12 protein-coding genes are annotated in these 15,200 nt (G+C 39.8%); 5 read left to right on the top strand and 7 right to left on the bottom strand.

The window, feature by feature from the left end; genetic code table 11:
- Positions 1–4 precede the first annotated feature (4 nt).
- Positions 5–1,192, top strand: a complete 1,188-nt coding sequence (locus OSCIL6407_RS0108425; protein ID WP_007355335.1) for a hypothetical protein — start codon at positions 5–7, stop codon at positions 1,190–1,192.
- Between the two features lie 144 nt (positions 1,193–1,336).
- Here OSCIL6407_RS0108425 and OSCIL6407_RS0108420 read toward each other — a convergent pair whose 3' ends face one another.
- From OSCIL6407_RS0108420 to OSCIL6407_RS0108405, 4 genes are all read right to left on the bottom strand, one after another.
- Positions 1,337–2,425 carry a hybrid sensor histidine kinase/response regulator gene (locus OSCIL6407_RS0108420; protein ID WP_007355336.1) on the bottom strand — a complete coding sequence of 363 codons (1,089 nt, stop codon included), beginning with the start codon at positions 2,423–2,425 and terminating at the stop codon, positions 1,337–1,339.
- A 107-nt stretch (positions 2,426–2,532) separates the two neighbouring features.
- Complete coding sequence (locus tag OSCIL6407_RS0108415) at positions 2,533–3,246, bottom strand: ATP-binding response regulator (RefSeq protein ID WP_007355337.1); 714 nt, start codon at positions 3,244–3,246, stop codon at positions 2,533–2,535.
- A gap of 33 nt (positions 3,247–3,279) precedes the next feature.
- Positions 3,280–6,678: a PAS domain S-box protein gene (locus tag OSCIL6407_RS0108410; protein ID WP_007355338.1), complete on the bottom strand. Its 3,399-nt coding sequence runs from the start codon at positions 6,676–6,678 to the stop codon at positions 3,280–3,282.
- Between the two features lie 292 nt (positions 6,679–6,970).
- Positions 6,971–8,107 (bottom strand): hybrid sensor histidine kinase/response regulator, encoded by a 1,137-nt coding sequence (locus OSCIL6407_RS0108405; RefSeq protein WP_007355339.1) that lies wholly within the window; start codon positions 8,105–8,107, stop codon positions 6,971–6,973.
- A 348-nt stretch (positions 8,108–8,455) separates the two neighbouring features.
- On the opposite strand from OSCIL6407_RS0108405, the gene OSCIL6407_RS0108400 reads away from it, so the two are divergent.
- The 3 genes from OSCIL6407_RS0108400 (at position 8,456) to OSCIL6407_RS0108390 (ending at position 10,472) form a co-directional block, all read left to right on the top strand.
- Positions 8,456–8,782: a hypothetical protein gene (locus OSCIL6407_RS0108400; protein WP_007355340.1), complete on the top strand. Its 327-nt coding sequence runs from the start codon at positions 8,456–8,458 to the stop codon at positions 8,780–8,782.
- Between the two features lie 99 nt (positions 8,783–8,881).
- On the top strand, positions 8,882–9,742 hold the full coding sequence (locus OSCIL6407_RS0108395) for a DUF4351 domain-containing protein (protein WP_007355341.1): 861 nt from the start codon (positions 8,882–8,884) through the stop codon (positions 9,740–9,742).
- Positions 9,743–9,824: 82 nt separating this feature from the next.
- A complete protein-coding gene (locus OSCIL6407_RS0108390) occupies positions 9,825–10,472 on the top strand; it encodes an SH3 domain-containing protein (protein ID WP_007355342.1) in 648 nt (215 codons plus the stop codon).
- On the opposite strand, the gene cas6 is transcribed toward OSCIL6407_RS0108390, so the two are convergent.
- The 3 genes from cas6 to OSCIL6407_RS0108375 are packed head-to-tail and all read right to left on the bottom strand — an operon-like array spanning position 10,453 to position 14,426.
- A complete protein-coding gene (cas6, locus tag OSCIL6407_RS0108385; protein ID WP_007355343.1) occupies positions 10,453–11,346 on the bottom strand; it encodes a CRISPR-associated endoribonuclease Cas6 in 894 nt (297 codons plus the stop codon). The two genes, OSCIL6407_RS0108390 and cas6, sit on opposite strands and share 20 nt — an antisense overlap.
- A 20-nt stretch (positions 11,347–11,366) precedes the next feature.
- Complete coding sequence (locus OSCIL6407_RS0108380; RefSeq protein WP_007355344.1) at positions 11,367–12,539, bottom strand: AAA-like domain-containing protein; 1,173 nt, start codon at positions 12,537–12,539, stop codon at positions 11,367–11,369.
- Positions 12,540–12,566: 27 nt separating this feature from the next.
- Positions 12,567–14,426 carry an AAA-like domain-containing protein gene (locus OSCIL6407_RS0108375; protein WP_007355345.1) on the bottom strand — a complete coding sequence of 620 codons (1,860 nt, stop codon included), beginning with the start codon at positions 14,424–14,426 and terminating at the stop codon, positions 12,567–12,569.
- 425 nt (positions 14,427–14,851) lie between these two features.
- Here OSCIL6407_RS0108375 and OSCIL6407_RS0108370 point away from each other — a divergent pair, with 425 nt between their 5' ends.
- The gene (locus OSCIL6407_RS0108370; protein WP_148288842.1) at positions 14,852–15,142 is read left to right on the top strand and encodes a hypothetical protein; all 291 of its coding nucleotides are present in this window, start codon (positions 14,852–14,854) and stop codon (positions 15,140–15,142) included.
- Positions 15,143–15,200 lie beyond the last annotated feature (58 nt).

The raw sequence follows: 15,200 nt of genomic DNA, 5'->3' as shown, positions 1-15,200 counted from the left end.
TACAATGACTTCATCTAAAAAAAAGCAGCAGGTTCCAGATACTGTAATTAAAGTTGGTAAAAAAGGTACTACATATCAACAGAAGACTTATCAAGCTCCTGAAAGAGCTTATGGCTCTACACATGAAGATTCAGAAGATTACGAGGAAGTAATTTTAGATAGGTCAGCAGCAGAAATTATTGATCAAATTAACAAAAGAGTTAAAAGTCCGTACTATTCTATCTACTGTGGAATTGCCACATTAATTCTACTGTTTGTTTTCGTTCCATTATCTATCATTTTAGCAGTTGTTACTTATGTAGTCTACAAGGCAGATGTTAAACGCAAGACAACGCCACTTTTTTATGAGTTTTCTGATGACTATTCAGAGAAGAAATTTTATGACGGTATTGCGTCTTTTTCCAATCTATCTGCAACAAAAAGCTCATGGCGATTGAAATCACAAGTCGCCGTCGGTGATTGGAAGAGAAATGCTGGCTCTAACTCAGCACTCATACGACAGCGAGCAAAAATTGGGAAGCAAAATCCCAATCTTCTCAAAACTAACGTTGATGTTTGGGGTGTTGATGCAGGAAGCATTAAACTGTATCTACTTCCCGATCGCTTTTTTGTATTTCAAGATGGTGTTTATAGTGCAATTTCTTACAATGAAGTACAGGTATCCTTGCAAGATTTGGAATATGTAGAGCAAGAGTCGCTTCCAAGTGATGCAACAGTTATTGGGAAAACTTGGAAATATGTTCGCCGTGATGGTGAACCAGACCGACGTTTCAATAATAATCGCGAGATCCCTATCGTAAGATACGGGCGAGTTGCTTTTTCCTCCCCAAGTTTTATCGCCTATTTGATTGTTTCCAATCTTGGAATTGCTTTATCTTTTACTCAATCCTTCTCTAAAATTCGGGCTTCATCTAGTACCAGTTGTGAATCCCTATCCTCCTCAGATAGTCAATTTCAATCTACTTTACTGGAAGTTAATCGTCCACCAGAACATCTAGAGCCTCTGAAAAAAGCAGCATCTCAACGATCAGAATTAACAACTAACCAAATTGCTCAGTTGCTTGGTGTATCTACTTCGTTCATTACTAAAAACTCAGTCAGCTTTGAATACGAAGGATTTCGTTTTGTTCGTTCAGGTCGTTCAGGTCGTCAAATATCTTGGAAGGTTGAGTACCTTGGCAATAAATTGTAAGGTGGGCGCTCGCCGCAACCATCTTCTTCTATGAGTTACAGGTTTTTTGCGGCGAGCGCCCACCCGGAGTTTAATTATATCCGACTACTTAGCACAGTTTAGAGTGTAGCTTTTTATTTGTATAATAATCAATCAACTTTACATCTACAAAGGAAGAAAAACGAAAACTGTAGTTTCTTTACTGGGAATACTTTCTATTTTTAATTTTCCACCATGCAATTCAGCAATATGTTTAACAATACTCAATCCTAAACCAGAACCTTGCTGTTCATAAATTTTACGTTCAAATTGCATATAACCTCCTAGTTGAGCAATCTGCTCGGCGGTCATGCCCCGACCCTTGTTAGTTGCTGATAATATAAATATATTATTCTCCACCACAGTTGATATCCTGACTGGCGTACCTGGCTGCGAAAATTTAAAAGCATTACCTGTAAGTTCTTCTACTGCTTTATTTAGCCATATTGCCGCCATTGGTACGGAGAAATCTTGGAGGTTTAGTTGTAAATCAGCTTCTCTTTGTGCCTGTTTAGCTTGTTGGCAAGCTTGTTCTGCAATCACAGCTTCAGCAGAGTTCACCAGAGTGTCGCGGAGTGTCTTGATGCGCTGTGGATTAGCTGCTAATATTTCCAGCTCTGTATAAATTAAAAAATTTACTATTAGCCGCTCTAAGCGCTTTCCAGAATAGTGAATTCGTTGTATGATTTCCCTAATTTCTGATGGTTCTAGGTAGTCGTATTCGGATATAAGAACTTCAGTAAAACCCAGAATTCCATTTAGGGGAGTTCGTAGTTCGTGAGGCAGAGAACGAGTGATATTTCTACGTAAATCATCCATTCTTTTTTCAGAATGTTTGTTAATTATGGCTTGCTTTTGTAGCCTAGTTGCGATCGCAGCTAGCAATTCTGCTGGCGTACAAGGTTTGGGAATATAATCATCTGCTCCTAACTCCATGCCTTTGCGGGTGTCAGCTTTTTCAGCTCTTGCTGTTAGAAAGATGAAGGGAATGGTGGCTGTAAGTGGATGCGATCGCAAAGCAGCTAAAACGCTATAACCATCAAGTTCTGGCATCATCACATCGCACAAAATCAAATCTGGTTGTTGTTGAGCTGCCATCTCTACACCAATTTTTCCGTTGGCTGCACCTAGAGCTTCAAACTCCTCAGCATCCAGCAGTTCTAAAATGTTTTCTCTGATTAATTCTTCATCTTCTATTACCAAGATTTTAGGCATTATTTTTATTCTCCTCTCTTTGCTTAAATAGTTTTTATAAATCTTAAACTATGAAGATCGACAATAGTTTGTTTGCTAGCATTCCTGCTAAATGTACTATGATTTCATCATGGGTTATGCTGATTAGAATTATTAGAAATATTCAATCTATTCAGTAGCCGGATATTTTCGGGAGTTAAAAAATCTTGCCAGTTGGAGATTTGATTGAGGATTGTTAATTCGCGAGCGCACTCTTGCTGCAAAATTTTGAGGTAGCGATCGCGAGCTTGCTGAGAAGGGGCTAATTTCAACATTTCCACCGCCATATTGATATTAGACATCGGATCTCGTAAGTCTTCTGAAAGTCTTCTTAGTAGTTCTTCTCTAGTTTCACTGATTTGCTGGAGTTCTTGGACTCTTTTTTGTAAAGATTTAGCGCGATCGCGTTCGCTAGCAGACTGTTGAATGTAGGCATTATGTTTTTCTAATCTGGCTGCGATCGCGCTGAGTAGTTCTGTAGGCGTACAAGGCTTGGTAATATAATCATCTGCTCCCAGTTCCATACCCAAACGCATATCTTCTCTTTCACTTTTAGCTGATAAAAAAATGAAAGGAGTAGTAGCAGTAACAATATTTTGGCGTACTTTTGTTAGAACTGAATAGCCGTCAATGTCGGGCATCATAATATCACAAATAATCAAATCTGGTTGATATATTCCTGCTAATTGAATACCTTTGCTGCCATTTTCTGCACCAAATGCCACAAAATTGGCATTCTCCAAACACTCTAAAATGTTAAGCCTAATCAATTTTTCATCTTCAACAACTAAAATTTTTTTCACTGTGTTGCTAGCTCCTTGATAATTTATATCGGCTCATTTAGTACGGGTATTCTTGGCAAAGTATACCTGAAAGTCTGTACCGCGACTTCGATCTAATTCTATATTACCGCCTAATTGTTCGGTTAAATTCACAACTAGCTGCAATCCGAGAGATTCGGTTTGCTCCCAGTCAAAATTTTCAGGGAAGCCAACGCCGCTATCGCTGACTCTTAAAACAAAGTTAGTGTTATTTTCTAATTTAAAACTCACTAATATTTTTCCCTTCTGACCCTGTGGGAAAGCATATTTAAAAGCATTTGAAACCAGTTCGTTGATAATTAAACCACAAGGAATTGCGGTATCAATATCTAAACAAATGCTTTCAATTTCTAGTTTGACTTCTATTAGTCTTGACGAACAGCCATAAGAGCTAGACAAGTTCGATACCAATTTGCGGATGTATTCAGCAGTATCAATTCTAGCTAAGTCTGTGGTTCTGTACAAATTTTCATGAATCAAAGCCATCGATCTGATCCGGTTGTAGCTATCCAGAAAGAGTACCATTGATTCTGGATCTTTGATATATTTAGACTGAAGTTTGAGCAAGCTAGAAATGATTTGTAGATTGTTTTTTACGCGGTGATGAATTTCTTTGAGCAATACTTCTTTTTCCTTAAGTGAAGCTTTGATTTGCTCCTCGCCTTGTTTGCGTTCGGTGATGTCAATTCCTACAAAGATCGCAGCTTGTTCCTGGTTATATTTCTGAGCAACTACTAAATAAGTACGGCTCTGAGGTAATAACCGATCGCTGGCAAGTGCGAGGGTGATTTCTTGACTGGTTGAGGTGTCAGAAGCAGTAAAAAAATCACTAATAAAATCTGTACAGTTAAAATTACAATCGATCGATCCGACTTCCTTGCCAACAAACGTATCGGGAGACAGATTAAACATCAGTGCTAATTGCCGATTCACCCCCAGAAACCGCAAATCTGCACCAATCCAAGACACAAATCCAGGGACGGCATCGATCACGGCTTGTAATTGTTCCTTAGCTGCTAAAAGTGCTGATTCTGCTAGTTTTTTAGCAGTAATATCGATCATTGAACCAACTATTTCTAAGGGATTTCCCGCTGAGTCTCGTACCAGTGTTAAATCATTTTGTAACCAAACATAATTTCCGAATGCGTCTAAAAAGCGGTATTCAAGGATGTGCTTACTGCCGCCAAAATTGGACATCATTTCATTGAAAATACGCGGTACGTCTTCGGGGTGAATGCCATTAATCCAGAAACTAGATTCTTCTATAAAATCTGTGGGTTTGTATCCTAACAAAACGGCAATGTTGTCACTGATAAAAGTTGTGGCGTAATTGCCTTCTGCCTTGCAACTATAAATCACTGTCGGGCTAGCGGATAGCAAATATTGTAAGCGCTCTTTAACCACAAGTAATTCTTTTTGGGCTTGCTCGCGCTCGGCAATTTCTTGCTGTAAAAGTTTCACGGTGGTAGCTAATTCCTGCGTTCGTTCCTGAACTCTAATTTCTAACTCTCCGGCTAAATGTTGTAGGGCTGTTTCTGCACCTTTACGATCGCTTACATCTTGAACTAATGACTGGATAGATATCAGATTTTCGGCGCTGTCAAAGAGTACGGAATTGTACCATTCGCAGTAGATCACTGCACCTTCTTTGGTATAATTGCGGTTGTAGCTAGTATTTCGAGACTCCATCCCAGTCAGCAAGCGGCTTAATACTTCATTCACGCTCTCGATCTCATCGACAAATACAATTGACCACTCGTTAGGGTGAAGCCCCAAAACTTCTTCTTCTTGCCAACCGAAGATTTTTTCTGCTTGCTTTGACCAGCGTTTTACTCGAAAATGTTTGTCCCATTCGATGACGGCTAAAGGGGAGTTTTCGACGTGAAAAGTTAATTGTTGGTAGGCTGTTTGCAACTTGGCTTCAGCTTGTTTGCGATCGCTAATGTCGGTAATAGTGCCAATATAACTGACTACTGTGCCGTTGTCTTCCCTCTCAGCTACGGCTTGACCAAATACCCATTTTACAGTATCGTCCGGGCGTAGAAACCGATATTCGGAGCTAAATATTTCCTCTGTTTGAATGGCTTGATGCCATTCAGCTAAAACGCGATCGCGATCGTCTGGATGCAGGTTCTTTGTCCAACCATATCCTACGCTTTCTCCTGGTTCGAGGCCAGTGATTTCGCAACTGCGCTCGTTGCTATATAAATTTTTCCCCTCAACATCCGTGCGGAAGAAGCCTACAGGCGAGACTTCTGTTAGCGTTGCATAGAGGCGTTCGCTTTGGTATAGCCCATCCTCCGCCCATTTGCGATCGGTGATGTCAATACAGGAGCCAATATAGTCGGCAAAACTGCCATCTGAGGAGAATCTGGGGGCTCCTTTATCCAACAGCCAGCGATATTTGCCGTCAGCGCGTCGGAAGCGGTATTCTATTTGGAAACTTTGCCGTTGGTGGAAAGCACAAAGGTAAGTTTCTACAGATTTCTGGCAATCTTCTGGGTGCAACCCTCGCATCCAACTGTGATTAATTTCTTGTTCAAGAGTGCGCCCCGTGAAGTTTAACCAAGTTTGATTGAAAAAATTGCGTTCCCCGGTGGGATCGGACATCCATAATAAGACAGGGAGACTGTTAGCAATGGAGCGAAATCTTTCTTCGCTTTCAGTAAGGGCAATTTCTAATTGTTGGCGTTTTGTGAGTTCAGCGTGCAACTCACCAAACAAGCAATTCTGCTGAATGGCGATCGCGATTTGTACTCCTAGTTCGTCTAGCAATTCTAATTCTGACTCTCGCCACAGACGCGGCGCAGAACATTGATTGGCAAATAGCAAACCCCACAGCAGTGGGGTAGAGTTTTGAGTTTCCTGACTCGCGAGTGGGAAATGTCGCTCGATCGAGATGGGAACGCTGAGTTGAGCGCGAATCTGCAAGCGTTCTAATAATTCCCGATGACAATCTTTGAACCCAGCTTGAGAAATGTCTGCGATCGCTTGCTTGTGTCCCCAGCGGTACTTTAAAGCCTGATTTTCCTGCAAATAGGTGTCGGGAATATAATTGCCCAGAGTTTTAGACCAACCGGGAGCGACGGATTCTGCAACGATCGTACCGTCCATTCTGGAGCCAAACTGGTAAACAACCACGCGATCGCACTGCAACAAATTGCGTACTTCCTTGACTACCCCGCTCAAAATTTCCTCTAGATTCAAGGACTGGCGAATCCCCCAGGCCGTACTCGCTAAAAGCCGTTCTCGCTTCACCTGCTGTTGCCATACCGTCCGTTCTAGTACCTGCTGTTCCAGTTCCCTCTTCCTACTGTCAAGCAGTTGAGTAATTTCTGCTTCTAAGAACTTTACTCGCTGCTGCAATGTTTCAATTGTCCTGTACATTTCTACCCTATCCATAACATCCCCCATTTGTTAACTTTAACCGTTAACTGTGATTGCTCGTTAACAATTAACAATTGCTAACAGGCAATAATATGCAATTAATTTGTGTTTATATAATATCAGCTAGTGTCAGGGCGAGTTGCCACCATCTTTAATTTTAATTTTAAATTTATAATCTTCATAACCAGCCATCCCTATACTTAGTTAAAAGTATATCTTAAGGCTATAGCAATGTCAAGAACCGATCGCCGCTCCAGTTTTTCAGTTACAGATGTATAAACAGTAATCTCCTGTTTTCAACCCCAACTCCCACTCACCTCTATTTTGGTACAGGTAAAGTAACTGCTACAACTGTTCCTACTCCTACTTCGCTGCCTACTTCTATTTGACCTCCGTGCAACTCTACAGACCTTTTAACAATCGCTAAACCTAATCCTGTCCCTGATATTGTACCCACATTTTTAGCACGGTAAAATGTCTCAAACATTCGCGGTCTATCTTCTAGGGGAATCCCAATTCCCTCGTCTTGAATGCGGAAAATAGCAACTTTTGCAGGAGGATTTAATTCTAAATCATTAGTTGTAAATTCAGCCTCCCTAAAAGTCAGATCGAAATGAATCCGGCTCCCTCGATCGGAATATTTGATAGCATTTGACAGTAAATTACAGAGAATCTGCCTTAGCAGCTTTTCATCCATTTCTACCTCAGTGTTCTCGGCACTACACTCAAATATAATCTCATGTTCATTCGCCACCAGTTGCAATTCTTCTATAATTTCAATACAGAATTTTTTTAAATCTATAGTAACGGGTTTAAATTCCTGTTTCACCGCTTCTGATTTGCCGATAATTAAGATATCTTCTAAAAGTACTGTCATCTGCTTGACTGCTGTTTGAATGCGTTGTAAATGAGTAATTTTTTTATCTTCTGACCATTTTTGACCATAATTTTCCAGCAAACCAGCCGAAAATAATATCGTTGCTAACGGCGTGCGAAATTCATGGGAAACCATCGAAACAAATCGGGATTTTAGTTCGTTTAGTTCCTTTTCTTTTTCTAAGGCTTTCCGAATTTCAGATTCCGCTTTCGCCCGATAAAGAGCAATCTCGACAGTTGTGTACAAATCTCTTTCCTCAAAAGGTTTGACAATATATCCAAAAAGATAAGTTTCTTTCGCTCTCTGCAAATTAGTTTCATCGGTGTGAGCGGTTAAAAATACTATAGGGATCTGAAATTTGCTGCTAATTTTTTCAGCCGTTTGCACGCCATCCATCTTACCTTTCAAAAGAATATCCATTAAAACTAAATCCGGTTGGAGTTCGCCAATTTTTTCTAGGGCCTTTTCTCCCGAAGAAAATATTCCACAGACTTCATACCCGAATTTATTTAAACTGCTCTTAAGGTCAAGAGCAATTATTCTTTCATCTTCAACAATTACAATTTTAACTAAGGCCATATTGATTATTGGTAGTTTCAAAAATAATTTAGGAGTTAGAGTTTTAATTCTGAATCCTGAGCTATTCAGGATAATATATCAATTATGAATCCTAATTCCTGACTTATGCTATTGTCTAGCCTTAATGCTTCAACAGTTGGCGCTAATACTAGCATACTTTGTTCAATCTCGATCCAGTATAGACAAATTAGCCTCCCACCGACCTCTAAATCAGGACAGACAGGAGTCTTGCCCATCTCACAATATAATTTTTCTTTTTAAATAAATACTTACAGCCGCATTTACTAAAATTACAGTTATAGGGTAAAATTCTATTTTGTGTATCAACCTTTACCCAAAGTAAAACTAATGTCAGAATTTCTAGATTTTCTGCGGCATCAATTTGCCTACGTCGCCATCGGAGAATTTAAACCCGGTAAGTTTGAAGAAGCCAAGCAACTTTATCAAAAGGCTGTATCAACCTATGCTCATGGTTTTAAGGGAGCATACCTACTACAATTGCCGGAGACAGACAAAGGACTTGCCATAATTTTCTGGGATAGCGTAGAAGATATGGCATCTAATCAAAGCGAAGCTTACCAGGAAATATTGAAGCAGATGAATCATTTATTTGCTAAAGTTCCTGATACTGATATTTATGAAATTGTCAGCGAAATTAAGCCAAAAGAAGAGTAAAAAGTTGCTCTAGTATCAAAAAGCCAGCGGAGTTATCAGTAGAGATAACAACTAACCTAATCTTTGGAATTGAGTTGTGTAAAAATCGATTGTAGAGTCATGTACGACAACACTTGTAAATATCTCGCCGAAAAATCTCCAGCCTCATTTGTCCGCTGGCTACTAAATACAGAACCGGAAAATATCCGGGTACTTAAAACCGAAATTATACCCGAACCGATTGAGGCAGATGCTCTTGTTTTGCTACAAACTGATAACCAAATTCTGCATCTAGAATTTCAAACAGTACCCTATTCAAATCCGCCAATTCCCTTGCGGATGCTTGAATATAAAGCTATATTAACAAGGAAATATCGCTTACCTATTGAACAGGTAGTTATTTTCCTCAAACGTACTAATTCAGAATTAGTATTGCAGAATCAATATCAAGATAATTATACGACACACCGCTATCGAATTATTCGGATGTGGGAACAAAATCCCGCTCCACTTTTAGTTACACCAGAACTTTTACCCCTGGCTGCTTTAGCTCAAAGCGACAACCCTAATACTTTATTAGAGCAAGTTGCTCAGCAAGTTGCTATCATTGAAGAAACAGAGCAACGGAATAACATCTCAGCTTGTGTTTTCGTCCTAGCTGGTCTACGGTTTGAGAAAAAATTGATTCGTCAATTATTCAGAGAGGATATTATGAGAGAATCAGTCACCTATCAAGATATTCTGCAACAAGGTGTACAACAAGGTGTACAACAAGGTATGCAGCGAGGAGAAGTAGCAATTCTACAACGCCAGATTTCACGGCGTTTTGGGGAGTTAGAACCACAACTAAGCGAACAGATTCAAAGATTAGCAATCCCTCAATTAGAAAACTTGGGAGAAGCGCTGCTTGACTTCTCTAATGTAGCAGATTTAGCCGCTTGGTTACAGGTACAACAGATACAATCATCCTCAACTAACTAACTAATTGCTCAATCTTACAATCTACTAATTTTTTCATCCCGTTAACCTTTGAGGTCTAACGGGATTAGACAAGATAATTACCATGAAATTACCCAATTTATTTCCCTCAACTCTAGCGATTTCAGCTATCGCCACCTTAATAATTTCCTCCTTACCTGTTAAAGCGAATCCAGACAATCCAAATGGCCCTACTAATATCTCTCAACGAGGTTGGAGTTTGTGGCAACCTTGGGAAAACCTCAAAGATGCAGGATTAGAGTTTGGGCTATCTAATATGGATTTAGGGTTAGGAATGGAACTGCAAAATCAGTGCTTTGGAGAGGTTGATACTCCCCATACAGAGAAAAGACAATTAGAGACTTATTGGTATAGAGTCAGCCGCGATGTTAATACCATAGGTTCAGGAGAGATAGAATACGGCTGTTGGATTAATGGCAGTTTTAAAGCTACTGTCACCGCCATAGCCATGAAAATATCTCTGGCTGAAAACCCCTGTTACCGTGTCAATTCCTCAGCGCAAGATGGTTTAGCAATTCATTCAGATGCTACCACTAAGTCTCGTCTAGTAGGGCGAGTCAGGAATGGAGAAATAGTCAAACCTACAGACGTTCCAGTAATCATTAGAACAGTGGAAAATCTTAACTGGATTGAAATTGAATCCCCGCTGAAAGGGTGGATTTCTAATGGAAATCCAGATGGTCGCGGTAATCTTACATTCTGTAACCGTTAGCATTACTGAACTCTTGCAGCCGCCGTACCATTCCCATACCCATCGGTGTTTTCCTCCCCACTCCGCTATAGAGAGCAAAATCTGCTAAGGCATTAATTTGTTTAATCTTTAGCGGCTCAACATCGCCCATAATTCGATAGCTAACTTCGCCGACACACCCAATAAATTTACTGCGAGAATCAGCTAACATTTCAGTATGAATGTCAAAAAAGCTGGGAAAAATAGGCTCGATAATAGTACGATCTAGAGGAATATTGCTATATTTATTCCAGCGATTTAGCAAGCTACCAAAAATAGTGTCTCTAGTTGGCATCGGTGTATCGTATTGACCTTGACGGAAATTAGTCGGAGTGCAGAAACTAAAAGCAATTTGCCGTTCTTCTGCTGAAGCTTGCTCGTATAATTGTGTATAGGAAATCGCATTCACCCAAGGCTGGGCAGGTTGCGGTACTGCTAAGATGCTAGTAATGTGTAAATCTGCGGGGCCGAGATGCCAAGGGCGATCGAAATTTAGGTGCAACCAAAGTTGAGTCAGGCGGGCGAATAAACTATCATCTAAAAGAGAAATACGCCACCAAATCGGTGTATTTCCGCTAATTACTTGTTTGTATTCCCACTGTAAAGTCCTAGAACCTAGAGGATCGATTCTCTTATTTTCCCCTATTATCTTAATTTTTTGCCCTTCTTTTTTAGATACTTGTAAGGGGCTAAGGGTGAAAGCTTTTTCATTAGCTTGATCGTGCAAATAAGCACTTAAATCAGTATCTACTGCACTTACTAATTTTAAGAACAAAGCATGAAGATGCCGCCCAGTCAAAAATTGGGGTGGGATTGGCGAAGATGGCAATAAGTTTAAAACCAAGCTATAGGGCATAAGCAATTAATAATTAAAAATTAAGAATTAAAAATGGGAAGGGCATTCTCGCGCATAAGTGCTAATTGTTCTTCCACCCAATTAATGTTAAAAACTGATTTGTATATCCGGTTAGCAACCTCCAACTTTCCTTCACGTTTGACTACTAATGCTGAAAGTCTCAATTCTAATTGCTCAGAACTATCATCAACAACAATTTGTTTGTTTTGCAAAACTTGCTGATATAATTCTAGCAGGTGGCTAGGTCGATCTGATTTTCTGAGTACGCGATCGCGCACTGTCTTTAAATGCTCTGGCTCATCTTGTCCTTGCCAGTTTTCTACGATCTGATTAATGGCTAAATAATTTACCAACTCAGAAACTTCAGTTGGAGAATTTAGGATTCGGGATTGACAATTATTCAGAAGTTTTTGTATTAATAGTTTGCATAGCTTTTGAGTTAGAAATGGTTGTCCTGCCGTCCAAGATAATATCTCTGCGATCGCATTCTCAGCATTCTCTAATTTCTCAGCTAACCCAGCGGCTAAAGGCTGGCATTCCTGCAACTGAAAACCCTCTAAATGAATAGCTCTACCAATACTAAAAATTGCCGTCCGATGTTTGTCAATTATCAAATCGCTCTTGTTTGCCACACCCAAGATTGTAAAAGTAAGTCGCCTGTATTTTACCTCCTCTGCACGTCTATTATAGCAAGCTTCGATCGCAGCAAAAAAGTCGTCAGGAAGGAAGTTCAAGCTGAGAATGCTATCAATTTCATCAATAAAAATGACTAAATTTTGAGCAACCTCTTTTAACAGCACCTCTTCAAGAAACTGACTAAACCTTTGCACGGGAGAAAGTAGTTCGCGATCGCACCACCAGCGACTGACATCAAACCGATCTAAAATATCAAAACCATTAGCTAAACTATAAACTAAACCAGCATACCATTGGTGAGCTTCAATATTGCGATTGCCAATTGCCGTTAAGTCAATTGCTGCACAGGCAAAACCTTCAGCTTGCAACCTTTGCATCGTTCTAACTCGCAAGGAAGACTTTCCAGTTTGGCGTGAATTTAACACATAACAAAATTCTCCGGCTTTCAAACTTTCCATTAACTCAATATCGGCTTTTCTAGTGATATAAGTTGGTGCATCTAGCGGCAAGCAGCCCCCAACTTGATAAGTATATTCTAAATTGACTTCATATCTCATGTCAACTTTTTATCTCTAGTTTTTTAATTATTCATTTCCTAAACGCACCTTAAAATAATTGCGGTACAAATTGCAGCGGGGCCTTACTTGATTACCTTGAAACTCCACTAATCCCATACTATGCAACTTAAAACCTTGCATTGACTCTAGTTGCACTGGACTAGCACTATCTGCCACCTTTTTTATAGCGGCTGCTAAGTCTGGATGCTGTTCTAAATTCCACAGATGCCGCCGCAAATGATCGCTATAAAGTCCCGCATCAGTCGGTGCTGTTGCTAACAATTCTGACAAAGTTATTTCCTGTCGGGAAATGTGATAGAAAGCCAACCTAATCAGATAAGGATGTCCTCCCACCATTGCCATTAATTGCTCAACTTCTTTTGCACCCCAAGCCAACCCATGCCGCAATGCTAATTCTTTCACTTGTTCCGGTTTAAATTCCGGCAACTCAATCGGTAAACCTACATTAAATGGCGATTGATTGACATCCATCGGCACGTAAACCTCTGTAGAGTGTACGACAACTAAACGCAATTTTTTCCAAATATCCCGATTTTTAGCTTCCTCGTGCCACGCACGCAACAATCCCAAAAAATCAGCGGCTAATTCAGGATATCTAAACACTACATCTACTTCATCTAAACCTAAAGCTAAAGGAGTTGTAATATTTGCTAGCAAATATCTTTCAAAATAAGATTTACAAGCTACTTTAGCACCAAAAATCCCATTCCAATATTCAGCTAAGCGATCCGGCAAATCTAGCTGCAAAGCAGCATTTGCACAAAACCACCGCAAAAACTGTTCTAAATCGGTAAAAACTTTACTATCTGCCAACTGAAAGCTTAAAGGGACTACGGCAAAGTCTTGCAACTCGGCGCGGCGAAGAATTCTCGCCATTAGAGAAGTTTTTCCCATCTGGCGAGGCGCTTTGATGCGGATTAATGCACCTGGTTTCGCGATCGCCTCATAACAACGATCTTCAATTCCTTGTCTTTCCACATAAAACGCAGAAGCTAACTCGACTTGTCCTCTCGGTAACTCCGGTTCTGCTATTGGTTGTGGTGGGTAATTTGGAGTCAAAGCATAAACTATCGGGAAAGCTGTTGGCGTTTCTAAATTTCTTCCTTTCTCTTGATTTGTAGACGAATTTAAGCCGCTATCTACTACTTTTTCCTCTTGCCTTTTGCTGCCTAATATCACTTCTAATATTCTCGTGACAATTTTTGCTGTATCATCAGGTTTCAACCACTCATAATCATTAATTCCCTGAAGATAGCCACGTAAATCATGGTTTAGTAAACTAAAAGGGCAATTAATCCGAATCGGAATAATTACAGGTTTGCCCTCCCGCGAACCTTGCAGAGTTTTGGCAGTCCTTACCTCTTCTGTCACCATCTCGCTGCAAGCTGAAAGCGGCGATAAAAGTAGCAATAAATAATCACTTTGATTCAATTCTGCGTAAATTTGCTGTGGGCCGTTTTTTGCCATTCGCAGATTACTGCCAGCTTGAAAGACTCTACACCCATTAGCTTTTAATGCCGCATCTAACTGCGATATTAAACCTAAATCTAGTTCAAAACTACGGTAGTAGCTGAGCAAAACTTGAGTATTATTTCTGCTATTTTGAGGATAACGGCTAAATAATTCCGGTCTGTATTTAGCAAATAGAGCAATTAAATTAGGGCGGTGCGATAAGCCATGATCTTGTTGATATCTCAAACCAAAGGCTTCGCAAATATTTTCAATATGTTTTCTCACAGTTTCTTTGGTGATATGTAACGAAGCAGCAATATCTGCATCTTTTTCACCAGCTAAAACTTTTAACAACACTTCTTGCTGTCTTGGTGTCAAAGCTGTAAATGCTTTCGTGAACTCTAATTGATTCATCTTTGCTTCCTATAGTTAATGCTAGTGTATTGCTAAATATTTTAGTTTTATAGGGAATTTTGTACGGTTAAATACAACCATAAATCAGCAATAAAGCAACTAATTTCACTTATTAATCATTTAACTTTCCTCCCAATTACCAGTTACGATCGCGGATTTTACCGATTACACGGATTACACGGATTAGTTAGAGTCACGATCGTTTAGTCTGTGAAATCAGAGGAATCTGTAAAATCTGTGTATCCCAATTACCAATTACCAATTAGCCATTAGCCATTAGCCATTTACTCTTAAGCTAGCCCCCTAAGTAAAAAAGTAGTGTCTTTGTGTAGGCAGATTCACAGATGTGTATGCAGCTATCTTTTCCTCTTACCTTGTGAGTTTTAACTACACAGACAAACATTGAGCTCGATTGCCGTGAAATATTGAAAAACATAGACCGCTTTCTCTTGGTGATGGAGATGAAGCTAAGTTTTTCCAGAGTGCATTCTCTATTTTTGACCGGAACCGCAGCATTAGCAATTGCGATGCCTTCAGCCAGGGTAGTCATCGCGCACCCCTTAGTCGCTGAAGCTTCGACAGTTCTTAAATCGGTTCCTCGTAATGACATTATATCAAAGCAACGAGATTCAAGATTAATTGAAAAATCAGGAAATATTTACGCCCAGAGACAAGATAATCCACCAAAAGATGAGTCTGCGGGTGGAAGTAGATAGGTAATTGGTAATTGGTAATTGCTAATTGCTAATTGGTAATTGCTAATTGCTAATTGCT

It is taken from the genome of Kamptonema formosum PCC 6407 (assembly GCF_000332155.1).
In the GTDB taxonomy this organism is placed as follows: domain Bacteria; phylum Cyanobacteriota; class Cyanobacteriia; order Cyanobacteriales; family Microcoleaceae; genus Kamptonema; species Kamptonema formosum.
This window is presented reverse-complemented; position numbering and strand designations above follow the sequence as displayed.

Bases quoted from the DNA above. Each gene is read 5' to 3' on its own strand.
- OSCIL6407_RS0108405 (WP_007355339.1), bottom strand. From the start codon at position 8,107: ATGGCCTTAGTTAAAATTGTAATTGTTGAAGATGAAAGAATAATTGCT.
- OSCIL6407_RS0108375 (WP_007355345.1), bottom strand. From the start codon at position 14,426: ATGAATCAATTAGAGTTCACGAAAGCATTTACAGCTTTGACACCAAGA.
- OSCIL6407_RS0108390 (WP_007355342.1), top strand. From the start codon at position 9,825: ATGAAATTACCCAATTTATTTCCCTCAACTCTAGCGATTTCAGCTATC.
- OSCIL6407_RS0108425 (WP_007355335.1), top strand. From the start codon at position 5: ATGACTTCATCTAAAAAAAAGCAGCAGGTTCCAGATACTGTAATTAAA.
- OSCIL6407_RS0108410 (WP_007355338.1), bottom strand. From the start codon at position 6,678: ATGGGGGATGTTATGGATAGGGTAGAAATGTACAGGACAATTGAAACA.
- OSCIL6407_RS0108395 (WP_007355341.1), top strand. From the start codon at position 8,882: ATGTACGACAACACTTGTAAATATCTCGCCGAAAAATCTCCAGCCTCA.
- cas6 (WP_007355343.1), bottom strand. From the start codon at position 11,346: ATGCCCTATAGCTTGGTTTTAAACTTATTGCCATCTTCGCCAATCCCA.
- OSCIL6407_RS0108400 (WP_007355340.1), top strand. From the start codon at position 8,456: ATGTCAGAATTTCTAGATTTTCTGCGGCATCAATTTGCCTACGTCGCC.
- OSCIL6407_RS0108380 (WP_007355344.1), bottom strand. From the start codon at position 12,539: ATGAGATATGAAGTCAATTTAGAATATACTTATCAAGTTGGGGGCTGC.
- OSCIL6407_RS0108420 (WP_007355336.1), bottom strand. From the start codon at position 2,425: ATGCCTAAAATCTTGGTAATAGAAGATGAAGAATTAATCAGAGAAAAC.